The organism is Pseudomonas sp. R5-89-07, assembly GCF_003851685.1.
Taxonomy (GTDB): Bacteria; Pseudomonadota; Gammaproteobacteria; order Pseudomonadales; family Pseudomonadaceae; genus Aquipseudomonas.
Genome location: NZ_CP027727.1, coordinates 4745589 through 4772054, shown reverse-complemented (window position 1 = coordinate 4772054; position 26466 = coordinate 4745589). Strand labels below are relative to the sequence as shown.

General features: G+C 61.5%; 22 protein-coding genes and 1 pseudogene. 6 read left to right on the top strand and 17 right to left on the bottom strand.

The features are described from left to right. Nucleotides 1–68 precede the first annotated feature (68 nt). From C4J94_RS21800 to C4J94_RS21785, 4 genes are all read right to left on the bottom strand, one after another. Nucleotides 69–1388: an MFS transporter gene (locus C4J94_RS21800; protein WP_124388016.1), complete on the bottom strand. Its 1320-nt coding sequence runs from the start codon at nucleotides 1386–1388 to the stop codon at nucleotides 69–71. 282 nt (nucleotides 1389–1670) lie between these two features. After that, complete coding sequence (locus C4J94_RS21795; RefSeq protein WP_124388015.1) at nucleotides 1671–2996, bottom strand: sigma-54 dependent transcriptional regulator; 1326 nt, start codon at nucleotides 2994–2996, stop codon at nucleotides 1671–1673. Next, nucleotides 2990–4756, bottom strand: coding sequence for an ATP-binding protein (locus tag C4J94_RS21790; RefSeq protein ID WP_124388014.1), 1767 nt, complete (start codon nucleotides 4754–4756; stop codon nucleotides 2990–2992). The genes C4J94_RS21795 and C4J94_RS21790 overlap by 7 nt, the downstream gene beginning before the upstream one ends. Before the next feature lie 159 nt (nucleotides 4757–4915). Beyond that, nucleotides 4916–6439, bottom strand: a complete 1524-nt coding sequence (locus C4J94_RS21785; RefSeq protein ID WP_124388013.1) for a fumarate hydratase — start codon at nucleotides 6437–6439, stop codon at nucleotides 4916–4918. Between the two features lie 217 nt (nucleotides 6440–6656). Here C4J94_RS21785 and C4J94_RS21780 point away from each other — a divergent pair, with 217 nt between their 5' ends. Both C4J94_RS21780 and C4J94_RS21775 read left to right on the top strand, forming a co-directional pair. Next, nucleotides 6657–7589, top strand: coding sequence for an iron-sulfur-binding ferredoxin reductase (locus C4J94_RS21780; protein WP_124388012.1), 933 nt, complete (start codon nucleotides 6657–6659; stop codon nucleotides 7587–7589). A 30-nt stretch (nucleotides 7590–7619) separates the two neighbouring features. After that, nucleotides 7620–8369 carry an enoyl-CoA hydratase gene (locus C4J94_RS21775; RefSeq protein ID WP_124388011.1) on the top strand — a complete coding sequence of 250 codons (750 nt, stop codon included), beginning with the start codon at nucleotides 7620–7622 and terminating at the stop codon, nucleotides 8367–8369. A 226-nt stretch (nucleotides 8370–8595) separates the two neighbouring features. Here the strand turns inward: C4J94_RS21775 and pyk are convergent, their stop codons facing one another. After that, nucleotides 8596–10047, bottom strand: a complete 1452-nt coding sequence (gene pyk / locus C4J94_RS21770; protein ID WP_124388010.1) for a pyruvate kinase — start codon at nucleotides 10045–10047, stop codon at nucleotides 8596–8598. A 174-nt stretch (nucleotides 10048–10221) separates the two neighbouring features. Here pyk and C4J94_RS21765 point away from each other — a divergent pair, with 174 nt between their 5' ends. After that, nucleotides 10222–10596 (top strand): tol-pal system YbgF family protein, encoded by a 375-nt coding sequence (locus C4J94_RS21765; protein WP_124388009.1) that lies wholly within the window; start codon nucleotides 10222–10224, stop codon nucleotides 10594–10596. A gap of 205 nt (nucleotides 10597–10801) precedes the next feature. Then, nucleotides 10802–11161 (top strand): PilZ domain-containing protein, encoded by a 360-nt coding sequence (locus tag C4J94_RS21760; protein WP_124388008.1) that lies wholly within the window; start codon nucleotides 10802–10804, stop codon nucleotides 11159–11161. Nucleotides 11162–11180: 19 nt separating this feature from the next. Here the strand turns inward: C4J94_RS21760 and C4J94_RS21755 are convergent, their stop codons facing one another. From C4J94_RS21755 to C4J94_RS21730, 6 genes are read right to left on the bottom strand one after another with little or no spacing between them, the layout of a single operon-like run. Then, the gene (locus C4J94_RS21755) at nucleotides 11181–12512 is read right to left on the bottom strand and encodes a DUF58 domain-containing protein (RefSeq protein ID WP_124388007.1); all 1332 of its coding nucleotides are present in this window, start codon (nucleotides 12510–12512) and stop codon (nucleotides 11181–11183) included. 7 nt (nucleotides 12513–12519) lie between these two features. Continuing rightward, complete coding sequence (locus C4J94_RS21750) at nucleotides 12520–13518, bottom strand: MoxR family ATPase (RefSeq protein ID WP_124388006.1); 999 nt, start codon at nucleotides 13516–13518, stop codon at nucleotides 12520–12522. Next, nucleotides 13515–14672 carry a DUF4350 domain-containing protein gene (locus C4J94_RS21745; RefSeq protein ID WP_124388005.1) on the bottom strand — a complete coding sequence of 386 codons (1158 nt, stop codon included), beginning with the start codon at nucleotides 14670–14672 and terminating at the stop codon, nucleotides 13515–13517. Before C4J94_RS21745 ends, C4J94_RS21750 begins: the two co-directional genes overlap by 4 nt. After that, a complete protein-coding gene (locus C4J94_RS21740) occupies nucleotides 14669–16198 on the bottom strand; it encodes a DUF4129 domain-containing protein (RefSeq protein ID WP_124388004.1) in 1530 nt (509 codons plus the stop codon). The genes C4J94_RS21745 and C4J94_RS21740 overlap by 4 nt, the downstream gene beginning before the upstream one ends. Continuing rightward, on the bottom strand, nucleotides 16185–17159 hold the full coding sequence (locus tag C4J94_RS21735) for a stage II sporulation protein M (protein WP_124388003.1): 975 nt from the start codon (nucleotides 17157–17159) through the stop codon (nucleotides 16185–16187). Before C4J94_RS21735 ends, C4J94_RS21740 begins: the two co-directional genes overlap by 14 nt. Further along, nucleotides 17156–17848, bottom strand: coding sequence for an RDD family protein (locus C4J94_RS21730; RefSeq protein WP_124388002.1), 693 nt, complete (start codon nucleotides 17846–17848; stop codon nucleotides 17156–17158). Before C4J94_RS21730 ends, C4J94_RS21735 begins: the two co-directional genes overlap by 4 nt. A gap of 167 nt (nucleotides 17849–18015) precedes the next feature. Between C4J94_RS21730 and sbcB the strand changes: the two genes are divergently transcribed. Continuing rightward, entirely contained in the window at nucleotides 18016–19443 is a 1428-nt protein-coding gene (gene sbcB / locus C4J94_RS21725; RefSeq protein WP_124388001.1) for an exodeoxyribonuclease I, read from the top strand. Between the two features lie 90 nt (nucleotides 19444–19533). Here sbcB and mvaT read toward each other — a convergent pair whose 3' ends face one another. After that, nucleotides 19534–19908: a histone-like nucleoid-structuring protein MvaT gene (mvaT, locus tag C4J94_RS21720; protein ID WP_003175830.1), complete on the bottom strand. Its 375-nt coding sequence runs from the start codon at nucleotides 19906–19908 to the stop codon at nucleotides 19534–19536. A 346-nt stretch (nucleotides 19909–20254) separates the two neighbouring features. Between mvaT and purU the strand changes: the two genes are divergently transcribed. Further along, on the top strand, nucleotides 20255–21103 hold the full coding sequence (gene purU, locus C4J94_RS21715) for a formyltetrahydrofolate deformylase (protein ID WP_019821236.1): 849 nt from the start codon (nucleotides 20255–20257) through the stop codon (nucleotides 21101–21103). 117 nt (nucleotides 21104–21220) lie between these two features. Here purU and C4J94_RS21710 read toward each other — a convergent pair whose 3' ends face one another. The 5 genes and pseudogenes from C4J94_RS21710 to C4J94_RS28185 form a co-directional block, all read right to left on the bottom strand. Further along, a complete protein-coding gene (locus C4J94_RS21710) occupies nucleotides 21221–22330 on the bottom strand; it encodes a lysylphosphatidylglycerol synthase transmembrane domain-containing protein (RefSeq protein ID WP_124388000.1) in 1110 nt (369 codons plus the stop codon). Continuing rightward, entirely contained in the window at nucleotides 22318–23070 is a 753-nt protein-coding gene (locus C4J94_RS21705) for a DUF2334 domain-containing protein (RefSeq protein ID WP_124387999.1), read from the bottom strand. Before C4J94_RS21705 ends, C4J94_RS21710 begins: the two co-directional genes overlap by 13 nt. Further along, nucleotides 23063–24184 (bottom strand): glycosyltransferase family 1 protein, encoded by a 1122-nt coding sequence (locus C4J94_RS21700; RefSeq protein ID WP_124387998.1) that lies wholly within the window; start codon nucleotides 24182–24184, stop codon nucleotides 23063–23065. The genes C4J94_RS21705 and C4J94_RS21700 overlap by 8 nt, the downstream gene beginning before the upstream one ends. Before the next feature lie 306 nt (nucleotides 24185–24490). Then, complete coding sequence (locus tag C4J94_RS28190) at nucleotides 24491–25255, bottom strand: methyl-accepting chemotaxis protein (protein ID WP_372240905.1); 765 nt, start codon at nucleotides 25253–25255, stop codon at nucleotides 24491–24493. 93 nt (nucleotides 25256–25348) lie between these two features. Further along, nucleotides 25349–26380, bottom strand: a pseudogene (locus tag C4J94_RS28185) (cache domain-containing protein); the annotation flags it as partial. Between the last annotated feature and the right edge of the window lie 86 nt (nucleotides 26381–26466).

The following is a 26466-nucleotide window of genomic DNA, read 5'->3' as shown; positions in this document are numbered from 1 at the left end:
GCGGTGTATCAGCTACACATTGGCTGACTGACACACCGCTATCGGGAGCAAGCCCCCTCCCACATTTTTTAGTCCGTAGTGATCCGAGAATGCTTGCGGGTGTCTTTCATGGTCACGTAGACCAGCAACGACACCGCGATACACGCGGTCACGTACCAGTAATAGCCGGTTTCCATGCCGATACTCTTGAACCACAGCGCGATGTATTCAGCGGTGCCGCCGAAGATCGACACGGTCAGGGCATACGGCAGGCCAACGCCCAGGGCGCGAATTTCAGTGGGGAACAGCTCGGCTTTCACCACCGCGTTGATCGAGGTGTAGCCGCTGACGATGATCAGCGCCGCCATGATCAGGAAGAACGCGCCCCACCAGGTCTGCACGGTGTGCAGCGTGGTGAGGATAGGCACGGTGAACAGGGTGCCGAGGATACCGAAGGCGATCAGGATCGGCCGACGGCCAATCTTGTCCGACAGGCCGCCCACCAAGGGCTGCAGGCACATGAACAGAAACAGCGTGGCGGCCGAGATGGTGGTGGAGTCGGAGATGCTCATGCCGACGGTGTTCACCAGGTATTTCTGCATGTAAGTGGTGTAGGTGTAGAACGCCAGGGTGCCGCCCATGGTCAGGCCGACCACGGTAAGCAGTTCCTTGGGATGACGCATCAAGGTGCGCATTGCGCTTTCCTTGGCTTTTTCCTTCTTGGTGAACGACTCGGTTTCTTCCATGCCGCGACGCAGGTACAGCGCAACCACTGCGCAGAGCGCGCCGATGGCGAACGGGATGCGCCAGCCCCAAGCATACAGCTGCTCGGTGGTCAGCACCTGCTGCAGGACGATCAGTACCGCCAGGGCAATGAGCTGGCCGGAAATCAGGGTGACGTACTGGAAGCTGGAATAAAAACCACGACGTTCCTTGGTCGCCATCTCGCTGAGGTAAGTGGCAGAGGTGCCGTATTCGCCACCGACGGATAGCCCCTGCAGCAGGCGGGCAAACACCAGCAGGATGGGCGCGCCAATACCAATGATTTCATAGCCAGGGCTCAGGGCAATCAGCAGCGAGCCGAAGCACATCAGGTAGACCGAGGCCATCAGGGCTTTTTTACGCCCGACCTTGTCGGCGTACAGGCCCATCAGCCAGCCGCCGATAGGGCGCATCAGGAAGCCTACGGCGAAGATCGCGGCAGTGTTGAGCAATTGGGCGGTGGTGTCGCCTTTGGGGAAGAAGGCTTTGGCGAAGTACAGCGAGAAAGCGGCGTAGACGTACCAGTCGTACCACTCGACCATGTTGCCGACGGAGCCGCTGAAGATCGATCTGATTCGGCTGGAGGTCGTGCGTTCTTTTGCCGGCGCAGCCGCCGACCCCAGAGGCAAGGTGTTGGAGTTATCCATTGAAGGATCCTTCATCTAGTTGTTTTTATGGAGCGGCGCGTGCGCAGCCTGTTGGGGCTATAGCAGGAGCTGTGCCAGGTGGATGAGGGCCCGGTTTAGAAGGGTTTCAAGGTTTTTTTGAGCGGAATGTTGCTGATGGTTTTGCGGTGATGAGCGGAAATCCGCTTATGGCTGCTGGCCTCATCGGGGGCTTGCCCCCTCCCACAGTGGACCGCGTTTATTCAGGAACAATGAGGTCAAAATGTGGGAGGGGGCTTGCCCCCGATGGCGATCGGAAGGCCGCTAGAGAAACATCTCCCGAACCAACCCATGCCGTTGCATCTTTTCATTGAGGGTCCGCCGCGGCAGTTGCAGCTCGGCCAGCACCGCCTTGATATCGCCCTTGTGCCGAGCCAGCGCGGCTTTCAGGCAATGCGCTTCAAACGCCTCTTGCTGCGCCGCCAACGATTGCCCGGCTTCGATGCCCTCCGGTTCCGGCTCACCCAGCCCGAGCACCTGGCGCTCGGCCGCGTTGGCCAGTTCGCGCACATTGCCCGGCCAGTCATGACTGAGCAGGCGGCCCAGCGCCGGGCCACTCAGCGGCTCAGCGCTGCGCCCCAGACGCTGGGCCGCATCCTGGGCAAAATGCTCATACAGCAGCGGGATATCTTCGCGCCGCTCGCGCAACGGTGGCAGGCGCAGTTGCGCGACGTTGAGGCGATACGCCAGGTCTTCGCGAAAACGCCCGGCGCGGGCCTCCTCCAGCAAGTCCGGCTTGGTGGCGGCAATGATACGCAAATCCACATGAATGCTTTGGTTGGAACCCAGGCGCTCCAGTTTCTGTTCCTGCAACACGCGCAGCAGTTTTACCTGCTGGGCCAACGGCATGCTTTCGATTTCATCGAGGAACAGCGTGCCGCCATGGGCATACTCCAGCTTGCCGATGCGCTTGCCCTGGGCGCCGGTGAATGCGCCGCTTTCGTGGCCGAACAATTCGGCCTCAAACAGTTGCTCGGGGATCGCAGCGCAGTTGAGCGCCACAAAGGGCTTTTTCGCCCGCAGGCCGAAATCATGCAGGCAGCGTGCGACCAGCTCTTTGCCGCTGCCAGTCTCACCGCGGATCAACACGTTGACCGGCAGCGTCGCCAGGTCCAGCACCTGGCGACGCAGGGTTTGCAGGCTCTTGGACACCCCCAGCAGGCTCGATTCCAGCTGGGCGCGATGGTCGGCTTGCCGATGCAAGCGGCGGTTTTCCAGGATCAGCCCGCGTTTATCCAAGGCGCGGCGCAGGCTATTGAGCAGGGCGTCCGGGCTGAAGGGCTTTTCGAGGAAGTCGTAGGCGCCGTCGCGCATGGCTTCCACGGCCATCGGCACGTCGCCATGCCCGGTGAGCAGGATCACCGGCAAGTCGGCATCACGACGCTGCACCTCGGCCAGCAGCTCCAGGCCGCTGAGGCCGGGCATGCGCACGTCGCTCAGGATCACGCCGGGGAAGTCCCTGGGCAACTGCGCCAGGCATTCCTCGGCGCGGCTGAACAACTGCACCTCGAACCCCGACAGGCTCAACCATTGCTCGACGGCCGTACGAATGCTGGCTTCGTCATCGACCACAATCACCGCGTTCAACATAGGTCGGGCGTCTCCAGCGCAACAGGCAAGGTCAGGGTAAATACTGCGCCGTCGCCTCGGTTGTCGGCGACCAGGCGTCCGCCCAGTTCATGCACGATAGCGTAGGACACGGCCAGTCCCAAGCCGAGCCCGTCACCCACCGGCTTGGTGGTGAAGAAGGGGTCGAAGACGTTGTTCAGGTGTTCTTCGGCAATCCCGCCGCCGCTGTCGCTGACGCTCAACTGCCAGAGCTGCTGGTCGGCGTGCAGACGGATTTCCAGGCGTTTGCGCGGCTTGTCGGCCATGGCGTCCAGGGCGTTGCGCAGCAGGTTGATCAGCACCTGTTCCAGACGAATCGCGTCGCCACGTACCCAGGCCGGGCGCGTCACGTCCAGCACGGTGCTGACCGCTTCATCGCGCAGGCGGGCGTCGAGCAGGTGCAGGGACTGGTCGACTACCGTGGCCAGGTCCAGGCGTTCGCGCAGGCCGCTGGGGCTTTTACGCGCGAAGGTCTTGAGGTGGCCGGTCAGCGCGGCCATGCGGGTGAGCATGTCATCCAGCGGCGTGAGTGCCTTGTAGGCATCGTCGACGCGGCCGTGATCGAGCAACAGCCGCAGCGTGGCCAATTGCATGCGCTGGGCGGTCAGCGGTTGGTTGATTTCATGGGCGAGGGCGGCGGACATCTGCCCCAATGCCGCCAGCTTGGCGGACTGCACCAAGCCATCCTGGGCGGTGCGCAGGGCCTGGGTGCGTTCCTCGACCAGTTGTTCAAGCTCCTCGCGGCTGCGTTGACGCAAACGCGCCAGGCGCCAGCGTTGGCTCAAAAACAGCACCAGGAACACCAGTGCCAGCCAGGACCCGGCGGCCGCAAGCCCGGCGTTGCGTTGGTCTTCGAACGGGAACTGGGGCTTGCGCAGCAGGTGCAGGGTCCAGCCTTCGGCTTTGAGCGGCAGCGATTCCCAGATGTAGTTGGCGTTGCCATCGGGGCCGTTGACGCGCATCAAATGGCTGTTGTCGTCGAAGCGCTGCAGGATGCGGGTCTCCAGCGGTTGCAGCTGCTTTTTGTCGTATTGGCGGGTGGACTTCAGTTCCGCCAGGTCGCTGGCCGACAGCTCACGCAAGCTGCGGTAGCGCCAGCCCGGCTGGTTGGCGATAAACACGATCCCTCGGGCATCGCTGACCAGCAGCAGGTCGTTGCCCTGGGCCCATTCGCGTTCAAGTTCGGGAAATTCGAGTTTGACCACCATGGCGCCGAGGAACTGTTCGTGCTCGTCGACCACCGCGCTGGAAAGGAAGTAGCCTGGGATCCCGGTGGTCACCCCCACCGCATAAAAACGTCCGGTGCCCTGGCTCAGGGTCTGGCTGAAATAGGGCCGAAACGCATAGTTGTGCCCCACATAACTGCTGGGTAGGTTCCAGTTGCTGGCGGCCACGGCCAGGCCGGTGCGGTCCATCAATTCCAGGGTGGAAGACTGTGCGGCACCGTTGATGCGTTCCAGCTTGCGGTTGAGCAGGTCCTGGGTAGTGGCATCCAGCGGGCCTTTCAAGGCATTGATCATCTCCGAGTCCAGGGCCAGCACGGCGGGCAGGGCGCGGTAGCGTTCGATCAGGGTGTGCAGAGAGTTGCCATACAGCGTGAGTTGCTGGTTGGCGCGGGCGGCATCGTCCACCAGGGCTTGGCGTTCGGCATGACGCGTGGCAAGCGCTGCGGCCAGTACGGCGCCGGCAATGATCAGCAGGGAGTAAAAGGTCAGGCGCAGCGGGCGAGGGATTGCGATCATACGATGATGAACAGGCGCGGTAAGGGGGCAAGCACCATACCATGAGCTGTTCGGAACGTGTGTGGGAGGGGGGATGCTCCCGCATTTGACTGCACTCATCATGAAAAAAGGCGACTGGGCCGTGGGGCCGCAGTCGCCTTTATCCTTGTAGGGAGGCGCTTACTGCACTTCCACCGCCAGGCTCTCACTGATCTTCTTCTGCCAGATGGCAGGACCGGTGATGTGTACGGATTCGCCGTTGCTGTCCACTGCAACAGTGACCGGCATGTCCTTCACGTCGAACTCGTAGATCGCTTCCATGCCCAGTTCGGCGAACGCGACGACGCGCGACTTCTTGATGGCTTGCGCCACCAGGTAAGCGGCGCCGCCCACGGCCATCAGGTACACGGCCTTGTGGTCCTTGATCGCTTCGATGGCGGTCGGGCCGCGCTCGGATTTGCCGATCATGCCCAGCAGGCCGGTTTGCTCGAGGATCTGACGTGTGAACTTGTCCATCCGCGTCGCGGTGGTCGGGCCCGCCGGGCCAACCACTTCTTCGCGCACCGGATCGACCGGGCCGACGTAGTAGATGAAGCGGCCCTTGAGGTCTACCGGCAGGGTTTCGCCCTTGTTCAGCATCTCGACCATGCGCTTGTGCGCCGCGTCGCGACCGGTGAGCATCTTGCCGTTGAGCAGCACGGTTTCGCCCGGCTTCCAGCTTTGCACTTCTTCTGGCGTCAGGGTGTCGAGGTTGACGCGACGGGCCGACGGGCCGGCTTCCCAGACGATTTCCGGGTAGGCGTCCAGCGGCGGCGCTTCCAGCGAGGCCGGGCCCGAACCGTCGAGCACGAAGTGCGCGTGGCGGGTGGCGGCGCAGTTGGGGATCATGCACACCGGCAGGGACGCGGCGTGAGTCGGGTAGTCCATGATCTTCACGTCGAGCACGGTGGTCAGGCCACCCAGGCCCTGGGCGCCGATGCCCAGTTGGTTGACCTTTTCGAACAGCTCCAGTCGCATCTCTTCGATGCGGTTCTGCGGGCCGCGCTTCTTCAGCTCGTGGATGTCGATGGACTCCATCAACACTTCCTTGGCCATCACCGCGGCTTTCTCGGCGGTGCCGCCGATGCCGATGCCAAGCATGCCCGGTGGGCACCAGCCGGCGCCCATGGTCGGAACGGTCTTGAGCACCCAGTCGACGATCGAGTCGGACGGGTTGAGCATGGCCATTTTCGACTTGTTCTCGGAACCACCGCCCTTGGCGGCTACGTCCACTTCCACGGTGTTACCCGGGACGATGGAGTAGTGGATCACCGCCGGGGTGTTGTCCTTGGTGTTCTTGCGCGCGCCTGCCGGGTCGGCGAGGATGGATGCGCGCAGGACGTTTTCCGGCAGGTTGTAGGCGCGACGCACGCCTTCGTTGATCATGTCGTCCAGGCCCATGGTGGCGCCATCCCAACGTACATCCATGCCCACGCGCACGAACACGGTGACGATACCGGTGTCCTGGCAGATCGGCCGATGGCCGGTGGCGCACATGCGTGAGTTGATCAGGATCTGGGCCATGGAATCACGGGCGGCCGGCGATTCTTCGCGCAGATAGGCCTCGTGCATCGCCTGGATGAAGTCAACGGGGTGGTAGTAGGAAATGAATTGCAGGGCGTCGGCAACGCTCTGAATCAGGTCGTCTTGCTTGATCACGGTCATGAGTCGCGCTCCTCTATAAGGGAACATTCAATAAGGTGGCTTCAGTTGGGGGGCATCGGTCGGCTGAAACCACCTTTCCAAGGCACGCCACTGGTGCAGGCGCGACGCTAAAAAGGCGCGGCAGTATAACCCGGCACGGTGGCCGATACACCCGACTATGGTCAAACTGTCGCAGGCATGATTCCCTGTGCGCGCCCCTTTGTGATTGAGCCCTTGTATGCCTGAACTCTACGTCGGCGACCGCCATTGGTCGGTAGCCACCGGCAGCAACCTGCTGGATGCCTTGAACCAGGCGGGTGTGGCCGTGCCCTTCAGTTGCCGCGCCGGAAGTTGCCATGCCTGCCTGGTACGCTGCCAGGGTGAGGTTTTGGACCAACAGCCTGACGCGTTGAATCCGGCGCAACGCCACGACGGCTGGCGCCTGGCGTGCCAGTGCCAGGTTGTCGACGATCTGCGGGTCGAAGCCTTCGACCCTGTGCGTGACGGCATGGCTGCCGAGGTCGTGAGTGCCGATTGGCTGACGGCATCGGTGCTGCGTCTGCGCCTGCTGCCCGAGCGCGGCCTGCGGTACAGGGCGGGGCAGCACCTGGTGTTGTGGGCGGGGCAGGTGGCGCGGCCGTATTCCCTGGCAAGTTTGCCCCAGGAAGATCAGTTCCTGGAGTTTCATCTGGATTGCCGCCTGCCCGGCGCATTCAGCAATGCGGCTCGACAATTGAAAGCCGGTGATCGTCTGCGCCTGGGCGAATTGCGCGGCGGGGCGCTGCAATACGATCCGGACTGGCAATTGCGGCCGATGTGGCTGCTCGCCTCCGGCACTGGCCTGGGGCCATTATGGGGCGTGTTGCGCGAGGCGCTGCGCCAGGATCACCAAGGCGCCATTCGCGTGATTCACCTGGCCCATGATGCCGAGGGGCATTACCTGGCCGAGCCCTTGGCGGCGTTGGCCGCGAGCCATCCGAACGTGACCGTGGAGTTGTGGACGGCGGCGCAGCTGGACCAGGCATTGGCGCAACTGCGGCTTGTTTCCCGGCAAACCCAGGCCTTACTCTGCGGGCACCCCGTCAGCGTCGAGGCGTTCGCCAAGCGCTTGTTCCTGGCGGGACTGCCGCGCAATCAACTGCTGGCCGATGTGTTCCTGCCCCGTGGTTGAGCGCTGAATCCTACCGCCGCGAGATTCGCCATGACCGACGCCATCCTGCTGCAACGCGAGGGCGGGTTGCTGACCCTGCAGCTCAATCGCCCTGACAAGAAAAACGCCCTGACCCGCCTCATGTACACCCAACTGGCCCAGGCGCTGGAACAGGCCGATGCGGACGCGGGCATCAATGCCGTGCTGATCCAGGGCAGCAGCGACTGTTTTACGGCCGGCAACGACATCGGCGACTTCCTCGAACAGCCGCCCAGTGACCTCGACAGCCCGCCGTTTCACTTTATGCAGAGCCTGCTCAACTGCCGTAAGCCGGTGATCGCCGGTGTTGCCGGGCCGGCGGTGGGTATCGGCACCACACTGTTGCTGCATTGCGACCTGGTGTATGTCAGCCGTGATGCGCGGTTGCGCATGCCGTTCGTCAACCTTGGGTTGTGCCCTGAGTTTGGTTCGAGCCTGATCCTGCCGCGTTTGCTGGGGCATGCGAAGGCCGCTGAACTGCTGCTGTTGGGTGAGGGGTTTACCGGTGAACAGGCCGCAGCCTGGGGAATTGCCACCGAGGCGCTGGGCAGTGGCGAAGCCGCCTTGGCCAAGGCGCGGGAAATCGCCGGACGCTTTGAGACGCTGGCACCGGGAGCGGTGCAAGTGACCAAGCAGTTGATGAAAAGCGTGGACCGTGAGCAGTTGCGTCAGGTGATCGAGGAGGAGGGGGCGTTGTTTGTGCAGCGGTTGAGGTCGCCGGAGGCGATTGCAGCGTTGTCGGGGTTTATCGCTCGGCGCTGACTGGAATGTGGAAGGGGACAAGCCCTAATGCCAGTCAGTTAAGAAGCAGCAAAAGCGAAAAGTCATCTGTGGCGAGGGAGCTTGCTCCCGCTGGGTCGTAAAGCGGCCCCAAACAACGGGACTGCTGCGCAGTCCAGCGGGAGCAAGCTCCCTCGCCACAGTTAAGGTGTGCGTTTTGACTGACTGGTATTAGGGCAAGCCCCTCTCATCGGTTTCAGCGTGTCACTCAGACCTGCGGGTCGCCCACGTGCAGGATCTTCATGCCATTGGTGCCGCCGGTGGTGTGGTAGCTGTCGCCCTTGGTCAGGATGACCCAGTCGCCTTTCTCGACCACGCCGCGTTTGACCAACTCGTCGATAGCCTTCTGGCTCACTTCGTTCGGTGCCAGCGAAGCCGGATCGAACGGAATGGTGTACACGCCACGGAACATCGCCGCGCGGGCCTGGGCTTCGCGGTGAGGGGTGAACGCGTAGATCGGTACCGACGAGCGAATGCGCGACATGATCAACGGTGTGTAGCCACTTTCGGTCAAGGCGATGATCGCCTTTACGCCTGGGAAGTGGTTGGCGGTGTACATGGCGGCCAGGGCAATGCTCTGGTCGCAGCTTTCGAACTCTTTGCCGATACGGTGGCTGGAGGTCTTGCTGGTCGGGTGCTTCTCGGCGCCGAGGCAGATGCGCGCCATGGCCTGCACGGCTTCCAGCGGGTACGGGCCAGCGGCACTTTCAGCCGAGAGCATCACGGCGTCGGTGTAGTCGAGCACGGCGTTGGCCACGTCGGACACTTCGGCGCGGGTCGGCATCGGGTTCTGGATCATCGACTCCATCATCTGGGTCGCAACGATCACCGCTTTGTTGTGGCGGCGTGCGTGCAGGATGATCTTCTTCTGGATACCGATCAGCTCGGCATCGCCGATTTCCACGCCCAGGTCGCCACGGGCAACCATCACGGCGTCGGACGCCTTGATCAGGCCATCGAGGGTTTCGTCATCGGCCACGGCTTCGGCACGTTCGATCTTGGCCACCAGCCAGGCGGTACCACCGGCCTCGTCGCGCAGTTTACGGGCGTATTCCATGTCGGCGGCGTCGCGCGGGAAGGACACGGCGAGGTAGTCCACTTCCATTTCGGCGGCGAGCTTGATGTCGGCCTTGTCTTTTTCAGTCAGGGCCGGCGCGGTCAGGCCGCCACCGCGACGGTTGATGCCTTTGTGGTCGGACAGCGGGCCGCCGATGATGACGGTGCAATGCAGTTCGGTCGGGGTTGCGGTGTCGACGCGCATCACTACGCGGCCGTCGTCCAGCAGCAGTTCGTCACCGACGCCGCAGTCCTTGACCAGGTCCGGATAGTCGATGCCGACGACGTCCTGCGTGCCTTCGGTGAGCGGATGGCTGGTGGAGAAGGTGAATTTGTCACCGATCTTCAGCTCGATCCGCTTGTTGGCGAATTTGGCGATACGGATCTTCGGGCCTTGCAGGTCACCCAGCAGCGCCACGAAGCGGCCATGCTTGGCGGCCAGGTCACGCACCAGCTTGGCGCGAGCCTTGTGCTCGTCCGGGGTGCCGTGGGAGAAGTTCAGACGGGCAACGTCCAAACCAGCCAGAATCAGCTGTTCGAGGACTTCCGGCGAGTTGCTGGCCGGGCCAAGGGTGGCGACGATTTTGGTACGACGGACGGACATGCACAGACTCCTGAGTTCAAGCGCTGGGGAAGGCTACTATGCTCTTTCGTTGTAGTCATTGTTCGTTTGCACTACTTATCGACGATCGGCTTGTTTTTGCTGCGGATGAAAGGCGAACGTCCTTGAAGATTTTCGACCAGGGGTCGATACACTGCACAAGACAGGAGAACCCCCATGCGAATTTTGCTCGTTGCTGCCCTGGCCGTCAGTGTTGTCGGCTGCACCCGCTGGTCGATGGACCATCATTTGAACAACGCCTACCGCGCCTATGGGGTGGGTGACTGCGCGCGGGTCACCCTGGAGTTGTCCCAGGTCGACCGTGAGAGCCGCACCCGTCGTTATGTGCAACCCGAGGTCTCGATGTTGCGCGGGCAATGCCTGGAGCGGCAGAAACTGTTCGTCGATGCCGCACAAACCTATCAATTCATCATCAGCCAATACCCGGCGAGCGAGTACGCTTACCGTGCCCGAGCGCGGCTCGATACCCTGCGCCAGCTAGGCCATTACTCTGGCGTGAGTGTGGCGCAACCTCCGCCGACGTCTTTGTGATGCTATTTGTCGCTTCATAACTGGCCTGTTTTCAGTCTTGGGTTATTCTTTGAGTGTTGGTTTGTACAACTTTCTATTCAAAAGAATGCAAGGCCCGGATTCGGCAGCTGTTTTGTGACAACGGCCGTTTGTCACACCGATATCCAGGGAGAGCGAGCGATGGGCTCGTTCCGAATCACTGGCTTTATTGGATGGCGAACTCAACATGTTTATCGAACGACGGATCGAACGGCATCAGCTGCCTTATTTCTTGCAGGTGTTCAACCGGCTTACGGACAAGCCAATCGGCTTTTTGGGCGACGTTTCTGAAGACGGGCTGATGCTGATCAGCCAGCTTCCGATGATGATCGGTGCCGATTTCGAGCTGTGCTTGAAAATTCCAGGACCGGACGGCGAGATTCGGGCCGTTGACCTCGCCGCGACTTGCTTGTGGAGCCGTGAAGACGTCAACCCGCAGCATTACGACTCGGGGTTCCGTGTGTGTCAGGCGTGCGATGAATACGCGCAATTGATCAACGCCTTGCTGCATTACTTCAGTTTCGATCCTCTACAGGCACCTGTCTGACTATGCGCAACGCTTGCGTTCAGAACACTCCGGCTTTTTTCCAGCGCAGATAACGCGTGACCAGCGCGGCGCCCAGCGTCGACGGCAAGCTATCGACTACCGACAGCCCATGCGCGCCCAGGTGATCATGCAGCTGGTTTCGCCTGTTGAGGTAGTCAATTGCGCCGCTGTAAGCCAGTGCTTCGGGTAGGGTTTGTACCGGGGCCTGGCGTAACTGGTCGAGTACTTCCTCTCGCAAACTCGCGACCAGTACCCGATGGTGTCGACCGATTCGCTTGATGGCAGTCATCAGGGCTTCATCATCTTCATCGCGCAGGTTGGTGAGCACGATCACCATAGCGCGGCGTTTCTGCCGAGCCAGCAATTGGCTGGCGGCGGCCTCATAGTCAGCTGTCTTGCGTGTGCTCTCCAGGTCATAAACCGCGTTCAGCAAAACGTTCAACTGGCTGCTGCCCTTGGCCGGTGCCAGGTAACGCGGTTGGTCGCTGGCAAAGGTACACAGCCCTACTGCATCGCCTTGGCGCAAGGCGACATAACTCATTAACAGGCAAGCGTTGAGAGCGTGGTCGAAGTGGGACAGCTCGTCATCCTGGCTGCGCATGCGCCGGCCGCAATCGAGCAGGAACACAATCTGCTGGTCGCGCTCATCCTCGTATTCCCGGGCAATCGGCGTGCGTTGGCGTGCGGTGGCTTTCCAGTCGATCTGGCGCAGGCTGTCACCGTCGCGAAACTCGCGTAATTGATGAAACTCCAGGCCCGGTCCGCGCCGTTGGTGCTGACGTATCCCCAGCTGGTTCAGCCAGTTATCCACTCCCTGCAACTGTGCGCCGGACAAACGGGCGAAATCCGGGTACACGCGTGTGGCGTCGCGGGCTTCGATCCAGCGTCGTGCCGACCATAACCCCAACGGACTGGGCACCTGGACCTCGCAGCGGCTGAAGCTGAAATGCCCACGGCGCACGGGGCGGACGCCATAGCCCAACTCAGCACGCTCGCCAGGGCGCAGCGTGATGTGTTGGGGCAGGTTATCCACAACCAGTCCGTCAGGCACGTGATCGAACACCTGCACGGTCACCGGCTGTGGATAGTCATGTTCCAGTGACAGGCGCACTTCGCCCCAGCGCCCCAACGCCAGGCTGCCAGGCAGTGTCCTTTGCACATGCGGCGACGGTCGGCGGCGCAACCGTATGGCATCCAGCATCGCCAGCAACAACAGAGCCAGCAACAGGCCCCAGGCGATTGCGTGCAAGGCCTTGGGCACCGTGAACTGCAACGCCGCCGACGTACCCAGCAGGATATCGAGGGCCAGCAGCACACCCAGCCAGGTCAAGAGCAGACGGGTCGGTTTCATGCCCGCGTTACTGCCTGGGCGCCGGGGTCTGGTCGAGCAACTGCATGATCACCTGATCCACCTCCAGGCCGTCGATGTCCAGCTCCGGCGAAAGACGTACGCGATGACGCAGCACCGCCAGGGCGCAGCCCTTGACGTCATCCGGGGTCACGAATTCACCCCCGCGCAACAGCGCCCGGGCACGGGCACCGCGAACCAGGGCGATAGAAGCCCGGGGACCGGCGCCGATGCTCAAGCCTGGCCAACTACGCGTTGCTCGCGCCAGGCGCACGGCATAGTCGAGGACCTGCTCATCCAGAGGCATGCCGCTGGCGATCTGCTGCATCTGCACCACGTCTTCGGCTTGCAACACGGTTCGCAACGGTTGCACATCGAGCATGTCGGCCCGTGACGAGCGGCTGACTTCGCGCACCATGTCCAACTCTTGTCGTGCGTCGGGATAATCCATGCGGACCTTGAGCATGAATCGGTCCAGCTCGGCTTCGGGCAAGGGGTAGGTGCCTTCCTGCTCGATGGGATTCTGGGTGGCCAGCACCATGAACGGCGCGCCGATGGGCAATGCCTCACCCTCCAGGGTGACCTGACGCTCCTGCATGGCTTCAAGCAGTGCCGCTTGTGTCTTGGCCGGGGCACGATTGATTTCGTCGGCGAGCAGCAGGTGAGTGAATACCGGCCCCTTGCGCAGCTTGAACTGTTCGGTCTGCAGGTCGTACACCGCGTGGCCGGTGACATCGCTGGGCATCAGGTCCGGGGTGAACTGGATGCGCGCGTAATCACCGCCAAAGCAACGGGCCAATGCACGCACCAGCAGCGTTTTGCCCAAACCGGGTACGCCCTCAAGCAGTACATGGCCGCCTGCGATCAATGCGGTGAGTACGTCGTCGATCACCGCGTCCTGGCCAATGACTGCCTTGCGCAATTCAACGCGCAGGGCCTGGGCCTGTTGGCTGGCGGATTGAAGACTGTGTTCGGTGTTCAGGGCAGTGGCCATTGGAGAGTCGCTCATAGGGCATTCCTGAGGGTTTGCAGGCACGCCACCTGGCGGCTGAAGTCGGCGCTGGAGAGCCGTTTCAGCGACGGTGCGCCGAGTGCCTGGCTGATGATATGAGAGGGTTGTCGCGTCAGGCGTCCCAGCACCTGCCATTGCTCGGCCGTGTCGAGGTGTTCGAAGCCGGGGTGGCGCCGCCGGGCGGTGCGCAGCAGGTCTTGCTGCAAGGCTTGCAGCAATGTGCACTGGCCGTTGCGGCGCAGCAGGAAGTCGGCGCTGGCGCGCAAATGCTCCTGTAACTGACGACGCGCTTTGGGCGCGGATTGCTGGATCGGGCCCTGGCGCATGCCGGCTTGCCATAGCGTCAGGGCAACCAGTGCGGCCAGCGCGATGAGGGCCTGGGGGAAATAACGGATCAGCAGGGTCAGCAGGTCGTCCACATCGCTGTTGAACAGCAAGGTGACGTCGGTGCCCTGGGTCAGGTACCACAACAGCCAAGCGTTGTCGTGCTTGCCGATGCCCGGGGTTTTCCACAGGTCGCTGTCGGTGATCACCGTGACGCGGCCTGTTCCCACGTCACGTTGCATCAGATGGCTGGACTTGGCGCTGTTGGCTGAAAACTGCGCCAGGTGCCTGGGGTCGGTAAGATTGAAATCGGTGTCAAAACTGAAATATGCCGGCGCGGTTTCATTGTCGACATACAGTTTGGTGAGGTCGGGTGCGACCTTTTTGCGCGGTGGCGCCGGCTCGTCGAAGTCATCGCTCAAGGCCTGGCGAAGTTCGAGGCGATCGAGCAGCAGGTCGCCGCTTTTGCCGGTCTCTTCATCCCATAACGCCTCGGCCACCAGTAGCAGATGGCCGCCGGCTTTTGCCCATGCCAGCAGCTGTTCCACCTGGCGTGGGGTCATGTTGCTGCGCTCCCCCAGCAACAGCAGGCTATGGTCTTTGGCGGGCAGGTCGGCCAGGCGCTCAAGCCCGTTGGCATGCGCTACCGCGACGCCCTGCTCGCGCAGGAAATGCTCAGCCGCGAGGTAGGGATTCGCCAGTGCCTCTGGCGACGGGCCACGATCCACGACTTCCACGTAGGGAATTGCCTTGTGCCAGGCATACAGGCCACCCGCTCCCAACAGGCACGCCAGCAGCAGCGCTATCCAGACCAAGGGGCGGTTCATTGGCTGGCTCCGTCACTGAAGAGTGCGCGCCAATCGTTGCACAGCTGTTGCTGGGCGGCGTCGGGGGGCAGGCGGTGGCCATAAGCAAGGTTTTGCCAGTGACGGGTCAATTCGTGACTGAATGCCAGCAACTGCGGTTGCTGCAAATGACGAATGCGCTCCAGCACCTGGCCCTCGGTGTCGGCACTTTTGAGTGGCAGGCTGAACTCATGCAGCAGTCGGCTGAGCAAGCCGCGATAGAGCAGGCCAAGGGCTTCCCTCGGTTGGCTGGGCCATAGCTGTTCGGCGGCGCTGGCGATGTCGTCGGGCAACGTCTCGACCCCCAGTTCCAGCCCGAACAACTGGGCAGGCGCAGGTTGTGTGGCCTTGGGGTGAGATTGCCGCCTGCGGCTGACAAACGTGCGCAGCCATTCACGGTAGCGCCAGACCAGCAAGGCCAGCCCGCCAATCACCAGGGCCCATAGCAGTATCTCCAGGCCCATGGCCAGGTGTTTGAAGGTGTTGCTGTTGAGGTTGTCGAGCAAGTGCTGGAGCCAGCCAGGCAGCTTGCCATCACCGTGGGCTTTACGGGCGGGGGCGGAGCTTTCCTCGCCAAAACGATAACGGGTGACGGTTTCCGGATTCTTGAACGGCGGTTTTTCCAGCAGTGCCTTGATCGATTGACTGGAGGCCTGGGTGCTGAGGGGCTTTTGGCCAGGCGTTTCGCCGGCCATCGCCGGTGGGCTCAATTGCGTCAGGGTCAGCGCGATGGCCAGCAGCAACAGCGGCGCGACACTGCTCAGGCGTTGGCGCAACCTTCGAAACACCAGTTCCAGGTCCCAAGCCTCAAGGACGGTGCGACGGTTCAGGTACAGGCTGAAACCGCAGGCGACGTAGATGGGTTCCCAGAACACCAGGATCAGCGCATAGAAGGCATTGCTCAGGTGTTCCAGCCATAGCCCCTGCGGGCCTGTCGCCAGTGCCAGGCGCTGCCAGTCCCAATCCAGTTCGACCTGTTCCGGGATGAATAGATAGAACAGCGCCATGCAGCCGAACCACAGGCCGATTTCCAGGTGCACCCCGATGATCGTCAGCCAGCGCGCAGCGCCCGCATTGCGCTGTTGCAGTACGCCCAGCCGCTGCTGGCGCGCTTGACCCTCCAGGCCTTCGAGCTGGCTCACGGGAAGTACGAAGCTGCGGCTCAGGCTCAGCCGACGCCAGGTCAGGCTGGCGAGCAGTTGTCCCTTGAGCAGGCGTGGCCACTGGCGAACGGCCTGTTTCAGGCTTGGCGTTTCACCAAACAGGGCCTTGGAAAGGATGTACAACGGCAAGCGCTCGAAGGCGGGCTTCAGCCACCAGAACAGGAATATCGCGTAGGACGGGTACTGCCACAGCAGCGCGGTGAGCAGAATGAACACAGGCAGGCTTACCAGGGCCCAACTGCTCATCAGCAATGCCCGATGTTCCCGGGCCATCAGTACGCCGAGGTCCATGGCTTCCCAGGAGGTGCGGGGGCGGATTACCACGCTGGAATCACTTAGGCGCATGGCGAGTCCGGCCGGCGAAGGTCAGGTAGGCAGCCACCAGCAGCCACAGTGCGCCGCCCACAAGGTATTTGATCCAGGGTGCAAGTGTCGTGCTGGATGACCAGTAGGCCTCAATGAATGCTGCAATCAGCAGGAATATCATAACCCCGCAGAGCATCTGCACGCTTTTGCGGGCCGCGAGGCGCAGGGATTCACTGCGTGCCAGAGGCCCTGGAGCGATCAGCGACCAGCCCAGTTGCAAGCCTGCTGCACCGGCCAGAGCGATGGCGCTGAGTTCGAAGGCACCATGACCGATCACAAATGACCAGAACGTCTGGCCGTAGCCGATCTCACTGAGGTACCCGCAGACCGCCCCGATCGTCAATCCGTTGAATACCAGGAAGAACACGCTGCCCAGGCCGAACAGCAAGCCGGCGGCAAAGGTCTGGAACGCGATGCCGATGTTGTGCATCACGTAATAGCCAAACATCATCCAGTCTTCGCTGGAGGCACGTTCGGCCGCACGCCCCAGGCGGCTGGCGGCGGGGTCGTACATGCTCTGCATCTCGGCCACCTGTTGCGGGCTGACGATGCTGTAGATCAGGTCGGGGAACAGGTAGACCAGCAAAGCGATACCGAGCAGGCTGCCGAAGAACAGCAGGCTGGCGACCAGTACGAATCGCCACTGTTCGCGCACCAGGCGCGGGAAGCCGGCCAGGATGAAGGCCAGTACGTCCGCCGTCGTTTGACTGCGATGACGATACAGTTGCTGGTGGCCGCGCAGCGCCAGCTGTTGCAGGCGGTCCACCAGGTAACTGCTGTAGCCGCGCTCCTGGGCCAGGGCCAGGTGTTGGCACAGGCGTCGATAGTGATAAGGGAAGTCGGCTACCTCGCAGGCTTTGCCTCGCTCCAACTGTTGCAGTTGTTCGGCAAAGGTGTGCCATTGCTGTTGGTGACGACTTTCAAAAAGGCTCTGCTTCATGTCGGCCCCAACACGCCATGGGCCACACCGTTGAGTTGCTCCACGGCGCGAGCCGGAGACACCTGCAACGGCGCGGCGAGGATTGCCGCCAGTTCATGGACGCGCTCGGCAGACAGTTCAGCCTGGCGTTCGGCGAAACCGAGTATGGCCCGCTGCTCGCCCAGTTCCAGTGTGAAGGGCAGGCGCAGGGCGGCTGCCTGCGGGATGCGCGGGCGTGCCAATGGCTGCTCGCGGTAGACCACCAGCGTACCCGCGGCCAGGTCGCCGAGGCGCTTGAAGTGCGGATGTTGCAGGCAACTGATGGCGCCGAAGAAGTAGCCGAAGGGCAGCATGTCGACAAAGCGCAGCAGGTTGCGGATCAGCGACGCCGACCAACCGATGGGCGTGCCGTCGTCCTGCACCACCCGCAGGCCCATGACCTGCTTGCCGGGGGAACAGCCCTGGTTGAGCACTTCGAACAGCACCATGTACCACCAGCTGACGAGGAACAGCAGCAGCGAGCCCAAGCCAAGCCCGAGGTTGCCCAGCAGCGCCAGGGGCACCAGCAGGATGCCCATGACCACCCCACGCACGAGCAGGTCGAAGGCATAGGCCAACGCCCTTGAGGGCAGGCCGGCTGGGCGCAAGGGCAGGTCGATACCCTCCGGGGTCTCGATCTGGTAGCAGGTATCCAGAGGTGCTGTTGGCATTGCGGTCCTTGGCAGTGCGAAGCGACTGAGAGAGACGGATGCTAGCAGTGTCGAGGCTGGAAGCAACCCTCGAAGATTTTGCTGGATGTTTGTACAGTAAAGGTATCGCTGGCCCCTGACACCCCGCAGCGCCTAGACTTTGCCGGTCTTCAGCACAGGAACAGGCCGTGACCTCCATTTTCTGGTACGACTATGAAACCACCGGGATCAACCCGCGCAGCGATCGCCCGCTGCAGGTAGCCGGCATTCGTACCGACCTCGAACTCAACGAAGTCGGCCCGCCGATCAATCTTTACTGCCAGCCCGGCGACGATATCTTGCCCCATCCGGCGGCGTGTGCGATCACCGGTATCACGCCGAGTGTCCTGGCGCAGAAGGGCCTTGCCGAAGCGGATTTCATGACCCGGGTGCATGCCGAACTGTCTGCCCCCGGTACGTGCGGCGCGGGATACAACACCCTGCGATTCGATGACGAGATGACGCGCTACAGCCTGTACCGCAACTTTTTCGACCCCTATGCGCGTGAGTGGCAGGGCGGTAACAGCCGCTGGGATTTGATCGATGTGATGCGCACCGCATATGCCCTGCGACCGGAAGGCATTGTGTGGCCCGAGCAAGACGGGCGCGTGACGCTCAAGCTTGAGCGCTTGACCGAGGCCAACGGCATCGACCACGGCCAGGCTCATGATGCGTTGTCCGACGTGCGCGCAACCATTGCCCTGGCGCGGCTGGTGCGCGAAAAACAACCCAAACTGTATGAGTGGCTGTTCCAGTTGCGCAGCAAGCAACGGGTGATGGACCAGGTGCGGTTGTTGCAGCCGATGGTGCACATTTCCGGACGCTTCAGCGCCGAGCGTCATTATCTGGGTGTCGTACTGCCTTTGGCCTGGCACCCGCGCAATCGCAATGCATTGATTGTCTGCGACCTGGGGCTCGACCCGCAGGCCTTGCTCGAGTTGGATGCCGACACGTTGCGCGAACGCCTTTATACGCGCCGTGATCAACTGGCGGAGGGTGAGCTGGCGGTGCCTTTGAAGCTGTTGCACATCAACCGCTGCCCGGTGGTGGCGCCGTTGAAGGTGCTGCGGGCGGAAGATCGCGAGCGGCTGCAACTGGATATGAGCGTTTATCAGGCGCGGGCGCTGCGACTAACTGACGCACAGGAAGTTTGGCGTGACAAGTTGGCAAGCATTTACGCCGAGGAGGAGTTTGCGGCGAATGAGGATCCGGAGCAGCAGCTCTACGATGGTTTTATCGGCGACCGTGACCGGCGTTTATGTGAACAAGTTCGCATGGCAGAGCCGATACAACTAGGGCGTCAGCAATGGCCGTTCGATGATCATCGGTTGCCGGAATTATTATTTCGCTACCGCGCGCGTAACTTTCCTGAAACCTTGAACAATGAGGAACAAGAGCGCTGGAGACTTTTCTGTCAGCAACGTTTGTCAGACCCGGTGTGGGGCGCGCCCAATACCTTGATGGCATTTAAGCTGGCACGTAAGGAATTGGAAAACAATGCAACAGCGTTTCAGCACCAGGTACTGGGTGAATGGCAAGACTATGCCGACTCTTTAGCGGCTCGCCTGAATCTGTAGCCGGACAATTGCAAAACATCCAGACAATAAAAAACGCCAGCAAGCTGGCGTTTTTAATGTGTCGCGTATCGGCTGTGAATCCGACCGGGCTTAGCCCAGCAGGGTTGCCCAACCTTCAACCACGTCGCCGCCCCACTTGGCTTTCCACTCTTTCAGAGTCTTGTGGTTGCCACCTTTGGTTTCAATCACTTCACCGTTGTGCGGGTTTTTGTATTGCTTGACCTTGCGAGCACGTTTGGTGCCGGTGGTTTTCACAGCGCCGCGCGGTGCTTTAACTTTCGATTCCGGATCCAGCAGCGCGATGATGTCACGCAGGGATTTGGAGTATTCACCCATCAGGGTGCGCAGTTTGCCTTCGAATTCCAGCTCGGTTTTCAGCTTGTCGTCTTGCGACAGGTTCTTCAAGCGGGCTTGCAGCTCTTTGATAGCTTCTTCGGTGGCGCGGTATTCGTTGATCAGAGACATGTGGACTACCTTATGTAGAACGCTGATTGACAGGGTGCGTAGCCCAATAATAGTCAGGCCAATTCACCAAGTAAACATTTAAGCAGCTATTTGGGTGAATTATATTGAATGTTTGTGGCAGCGCTCTGCAGTCGAATTAATTATTAGGGGGGTCGCTAAAAACAAGCAGCTTAATTCGGTTAAGTGCCGAGCTTACCGTTGTACCGTCATATACCGGTGATAAAACCCTACGCGATTAAGGGTTGTTGCCATCGCACGGCGGGAGAATAAGCCGCAAGGAGTACTGCAGTTTTTCTGCGCAATCGCTAGAATGGCGGCCTTTGTGAAGTTCTGGAGTTTCCCCCTAATGCGCACTTTTCGGCTGGTGATTGCTTGCCCGGACCGGGTTGGCATCGTTGCCAAGGTCAGTAACTTTCTGGCTTCTCATAATGGTTGGATCACCGAGGCGAGCCATCACTCGGATGACCTCAGCGGTTGGTTTTTCATGCGTCACGAAATTCGTGCCGATACATTGCCTTTTGGTCTGGAAGCCTTTCGTGAAGCGTTCGCGCCGATCGCTGAAGAGTTTTCGATGACCTGGCACATCACCGACACCGAGCAGAAAAAACGCGTCGTCCTGATGGCCAGCCGTGAATCCCACTGCCTGGCGGACCTTCTGCACCGCTGGCACAGCGACGAACTCGATTGTGAGATCGCCTGTGTGATCTCCAACCATGATGACTTGCGCAGCATGGTCGAATGGCATGGCATTCCGTATTACCACGTGCCGGTCAACCCGCAGGACAAGGAGCCCGCGTTCGCCGAGGTGTCGCGCCTGGTCAAGCAGCACGACGCCGATGTGGTGGTGCTGGCGCGCTACATGCAAATCCTGCCGCCGGAACTGTGCCGCGAATATGCCGGCAAGGTGATCAATATTCACCATAGCTTCCTGCCTTCGTTCGTAGGTGCCAAGCCCTATCATCAGGCTTCGCTGCGCGGCGTGAAGTTGATCGGCGCGACCTGCCACTACGTCACCGAAGAGCTGGATGCCGGTCCGATCATCGAGCAGGACGTGGTTCGTGTCAGTCACAGCGACAGCATCGAAGACATGGTGCGTTTCGGCCGTGACGTCGAGAAGATGGTGCTGGCCCGCGGCCTGCGTTATCACTTGGAAGACCGCGTGCTGGTGCATGGCAACAAGACCGTGGTGTTCTGACCAACGCGTTGGGATTGAACACGCAGGGGCCCGGGAGTAAAACTCTACGGGCCCTTTTTTATTTCCAGGAGGCGGCCATGACTGACCCACTCGACAAGGCGACATCCAGGCCACCCGCTACAGTGGGCGAGGGGTGTCTGAGTCGCTACGACCCGGACGCGCTGGGCGCCGATGACGGTACTGATTTTCCGGGCGCTGCCCAGCTGTGGGAGCAGTTGCAGGAACTCGAGAAGCCGCCCGCGGCCCCTGGAAAAGACGCTTGAGCAGCGGTGTGCCCACCATCAGCAGAAACACGGGCGCACCGGCCAGCAGATAGAAGTAGTAGGTCACTGCGCGCCAGATCAGAATCGCCGCCGCCGCCGTGGATTTGCCCACCATGGGCGCCAGCAAGGCCGCCGACGTCAACTCCGCTGCCCCGGCCCCGCCTGGCAACAGGCTGAACTGCCCTGCGGTCAAGGACAGCATCTGGATCAGGAAACTCCAGGCCCACTGCACGTCACCCCCAAGCCCTCGCAGTGCCAGGTACAACACGCTGTAGCGTACGAGCCAATGCAGGCTGGTCAGCGTGAACACCCCAAGCAGCGTGGGCCAGGGTAATTTCAGCGTCTGGGTGAATGCCGCGAGGAAGCGCAGCACCCGGCGGGCCCAGCGACGACGGGTGCTGACGCGTACATGCAGGGCCTTGAGTGCCCGCCCGGCCAGGCGAATCAGCCGGCGATGAAAGCGCACCACCACCAGGCAACCCACGACGCCACTGACCATCGACACCGCACTGACCCCCAGCAGCCATTCCAGGCGCGGGCTGAGGCTATGGAACAACGCGTACAGCACGATGCCCAGCAGTGCGCAGAGGAAAAACAGCAAGTCATTCAACTGATCCATGGCAAACACCGCGCTGCCGTGGGCGGGGCGAATGCCATTGCGTGCCAGCAGGCCCATCAGCGTCAGCGGCCCACCGCTGCCGCCCGGCGTCGCGCACATGGCGAACTCGGTCGGTATCACCACGCCCAGGCTTCTGCGCCATCCCAACTTGCCTCGCTGTTCGCCCAGCAACAAGCGGATGCGCAGGCTGTTGATCAACCAGCAGCCGATGATCATGGCAAACATCCCCAGTAACTGAGGCAGCGGAAACTGCCGCAGCCGTGCCACGGTTTCGCCGCCACCCAGCCACACCGGAATCACCAGGGCGACCAACAGCGCCAACAGGAGCCAGATCAGCCGGCGCATGGCAGCGTCGACAGCCAAGCGGCCTTGGTGTGTGGCGTGCGGCCGTCGTCGAGCAGTCGTTGCAGGGTTTGCAGCCAGTAGTCACGCGAGAGCCTGTGGCGCATGTCTACAGGGTGCAACCCCAAGCGGATCACCGGGGCGGTCTGCCAGCGCTGTTCACGTCGATCGCTCAAGACTTTGGACAGGCCCCGGCGCCACGCACTGCGAGCGCTCCACACCAGGCCCGGCGCATGGATGCGCGTGAAGTCAGGCAGGCGATACAGATGCTGGGGATCGCTGGTATAGCTCAGCGGTAACTGGCGCAGCGCCAGCCGGGTGCCGTGGCTCATCAACCAGGCGGGTGCGACAAACCCGTGCAGTGGCCAGTCATTGCGCTGGAACACTTCAATGCCGTCCGTCAGGCGCTGCAACGCCTCGGCCTGGGACAACTGGTAGAACTCGCCCTCGTGTGTATAGATGCGGCGCATGAACCATTCTTTCGGCGTGCGCGGCCGAGGTTGTTCGTCGCAGTGGTAATAGCCGTGCAGGGCGAGTTCATCGCCGCGGGCTACGCGACTATCGAGCAGGCGGCGGAAGTCACCGTGGGCGGCGAGGGCGTCATGATGATGAAAATCCGGGACGACCAGCCAAGTGATAGGGACATCGCCGAGGGCGTCGACGGCCTCGACAAAAGGCCGGTAATCGGCCCAAGTGCTCGGCGCCACGTCATGCAGCACCAGCATTACCGAACGTTCAGCCATGGGCGAGCATCGGTTTGTGAGTACCCAGCACGGCGTGGTAATGCCCCAGCAGGCTGTCCACCACCGCATCCCAGGCGTAATGCTGTTCGACATGGCGCCGAGCCTGTTCCCCAAGGCGGCGACTGTCGGCGCCGAACAATTCGTGTACCGCATCGGCCATGGCTTTTGGGCTGTTAGGCGCGCAGAGCAGGCCGCAGCGCTCGTCGACAATCTCAGTGAAGGCGCCCGCCGCAACGGCGACCACCGGGATGCCACAGGCCATGGCTTCCAGAATGACCAGGCCAAAGGTTTCCTGGTCGCCACCGTGCAGCAACGCATCGGCACTGGCCATCAAGCGGGCAACATGCTGGGCCGGGCGGAAGCCGTCGACCACGGTGACATTGTCCGGCACGCTGGCCGGCATGCCGGAGCCGACCAGTAACAGGTGGTAACCCTCGCCCAGGCGTTTCATGCAATTGAGCAGCACCGGCAGGTTTTTCTCCTTGGAACCACGCCCGGCGAAAATCAGCAGCCGGGTGTCCTCATCGATCCCCAGTTCGGCGCGCAGGCCGGGGTCGCGCAGGGCAGGGGTGAAGGTTTGCAGGTCGACGCCCAGGGGTTGTACGAAAACGTTTTTCACCCCAAGCCCAGTGAGTTTGTCGGCCATCACCTGGCTGGGCGCCAGTACCCGGTCAAAATTTCCATAGAGTTTGCTGACATAGGCTTCGACGTTGGGGGTAAACCAGGCGCCCATGCGGTTACGCACCAGCAGCGGTAGATCGGAGTGATAAAACCCGATGACCGGCACATCCAGTTGGCGCCGGGCGTCCAGGGCCGCCCAGGCGGTCAGGTACGGATCGCCGACTTCGATCAGATCAGGCTGTAAGTCGTGCAGGACATTTCGCCAAGGCGCCAAGCGCAGGGGGAAGCGGTAGCCTTTGCCGAAGGGCAGTGGCGGTGCCGGCACTTCGAAAATACCATCCCGCTCGCTCAAGTGGGCTCCGGGCACCAGCAGACTGTGGCGAATGCCAGGCTTGAGCGCCAGGCGCCGATGCTTGGCGTCCAGATAAGTGCGTACGCCACCGCTGGCCGGGGCGTAGAACATGGTTATGTCAGCGATATGCACGATGAACATCCCTCCGATCCATTGCTCTCCTTAACGTGGACCTGAGGTAAGGATAGATGTTCGATCGGGATTGATGTCGTGTCGCTTGGCTGAGAATGAGGGCGGGGTCCTCTGGGCGCGCGCTTGCCCTGATACCTGCCAGTCAAGAAGAAGCAGGCGCGAGAAATACCTGTGGCGAGGGAGCAAGCTCGCGCTGGACTGCGCAGCAGGCCCATTGTTTGGGGCCGCTTCGCGGCCCAGCGGGAGCAAGCTCCCTCGCCACAGGTAGGGTGTTCGCGTTAACGGACTGGCATCAGGGCAAGCCCGCGGTATCTGTCAGATCCGGAAACTACCCACCATTTGCTTCAAACGTGCGGCCTGGCGCTCCAGGTCCGAGCAGGCGCGCAGCGTCGATTGCAGGTTTTCCACGCCTTCCTGGTTGAGGGTGTTGATTTCGGTGATGTCCATATTGATCGACTCCACCACCGAGGTCTGTTCCTCGGTGGCGGTGGCCACGGACTGGTTCATGCCGTCGATCTCGCCAATGCGCTGAGTCACGCTGTTCAAGCGTTCGCCGGCCAGGTTGGCGATTTCCACGCTGTCCTGGCTGTGGCGCTGGCTTTCGCTCATGGTGCTGACCGAGTCGCGGGCGCCGACTTGCAGTTCCTCGATCATCTTCTGCACCTGTTGCGCCGATTCCTGGGTGCGATGCGCCAGGTTGCGCACTTCATCGGCCACCACCGCGAACCCGCGGCCGGCCTCACCTGCACGTGCGGCTTCAATGGCGGCGTTGAGCGCGAGCAAGTTGGTTTGCTGGGAAATACTGGTGATCACTTCGAGAATCTGGCCAATATTCACCGTCTTGCTGTTCAGTGCCTCGATATTGGTACTGGAGGCGCTGATCATGCTCGACAGCTGAGTCATCGCCTTGATATTGCGCTCCACTACCTGCTGGCCGTCTTCGGCCAGATGCCGCGCATCACTGGCCTGATTGGAGGCTTGCGCTGCGTTACGGGCGATTTCCTGAGCCGCCGCGCCCAGTTGGTTGATGGCTGCCGCGACACTGTTGGTGCGATTGGCCTGTTCGTCCGAATTGACCATCGACGAGTTGGAGGCACTGACCACCCGCAATGCGACTTCATTGACTTGTTCGGTGGCCGACGACACTTCGCGGATCGAGGTATGAATGCGCTCGACGAAACGGTTGAACGCATTGCCCAAGGTGCCGAATTCGTCGTTGTTCTGGATGGTCAGACGTCGGGTCAGGTCGCCTTCGCCGTCGGCGATGTCCTGCATGGCGCGGGTCATCACGTGCAGCGGTTGCAGCAACACGCGGATTAACATGCCCAGCAAGGCGATGATGATGACCACGGCGATAATCGTGGCGATAACCGCCGACGTACGGAACTCACTGAGCATGGCGAACGACTTGGCTTTATCCACCGAAATGCCCAGGTACCAGTTCACCGAGGGCAGGCCCTTGATCGGGGTGAACGTGACGATATTGGTTTTGCCATTGGCCTGCACTTCGCTGAAATCCGCGCTGATCTTCGGTGTGTCTTTGGCGTACACGTCAGCCAGGGTCTTCATCACCAGGGCCTTGTCCGGGTGGACCAGCACTTTGCCGTCGGCGCTGACCAGGAACGCATAGCCCATGCCGCCGAAGTCCAGGGCACCAATGTTGTCCACCAGGGTTTGCAGGCTCAGGTCGCCGCCCACCACGCCGATGCTCTGGCCGGCCTTGGCACTCGGTGTGGCGATGGAAATAATCAGTTGCCCCGTTGCCGCGTCGATATAGGGCTCGGTCAACGTCGAACCGTTGCTGTTCTGGGCACCCTTGTACCAGGGGCGAACACGCGGGTCGAAACCGTCGGGCATCTTGGTGTCGGGGCGGATGGTGAAGGTGCCCTGGCTGTCGCCGACGTAGGTCGCCATGAACGACGATGTCAGCGCTTTCTGTTCCAGCAGGCTGGCAACCACCGAGGGGTCGGGGTTGAGGGCAATATTCTGTGCGGCGTTTTCTACCAGCGCGATGCGCCCGGTGAGCCAGGTCTGGATATTGCTGGCGGTGACATCGCCCATTTCATGCAGGTAGTTATTGAGGTCGTCACGGATCGCATTGCGCTGAAGGTAATCGTTGTAAAGGGTAAATAACGCGAAGGCGGCGATGACGATAAGGGAGGCTGCAAGCAAAATTTTATGGCTGAAGCGCAGGTTTTTATTCATGGCTTGTAGGGTCCGCTAAGGTCTTGATATCCGAGGCGCGTCCTGATGGGATGCGCAAAAATGGCAGCGTCAAAAAAGGTGTGGTA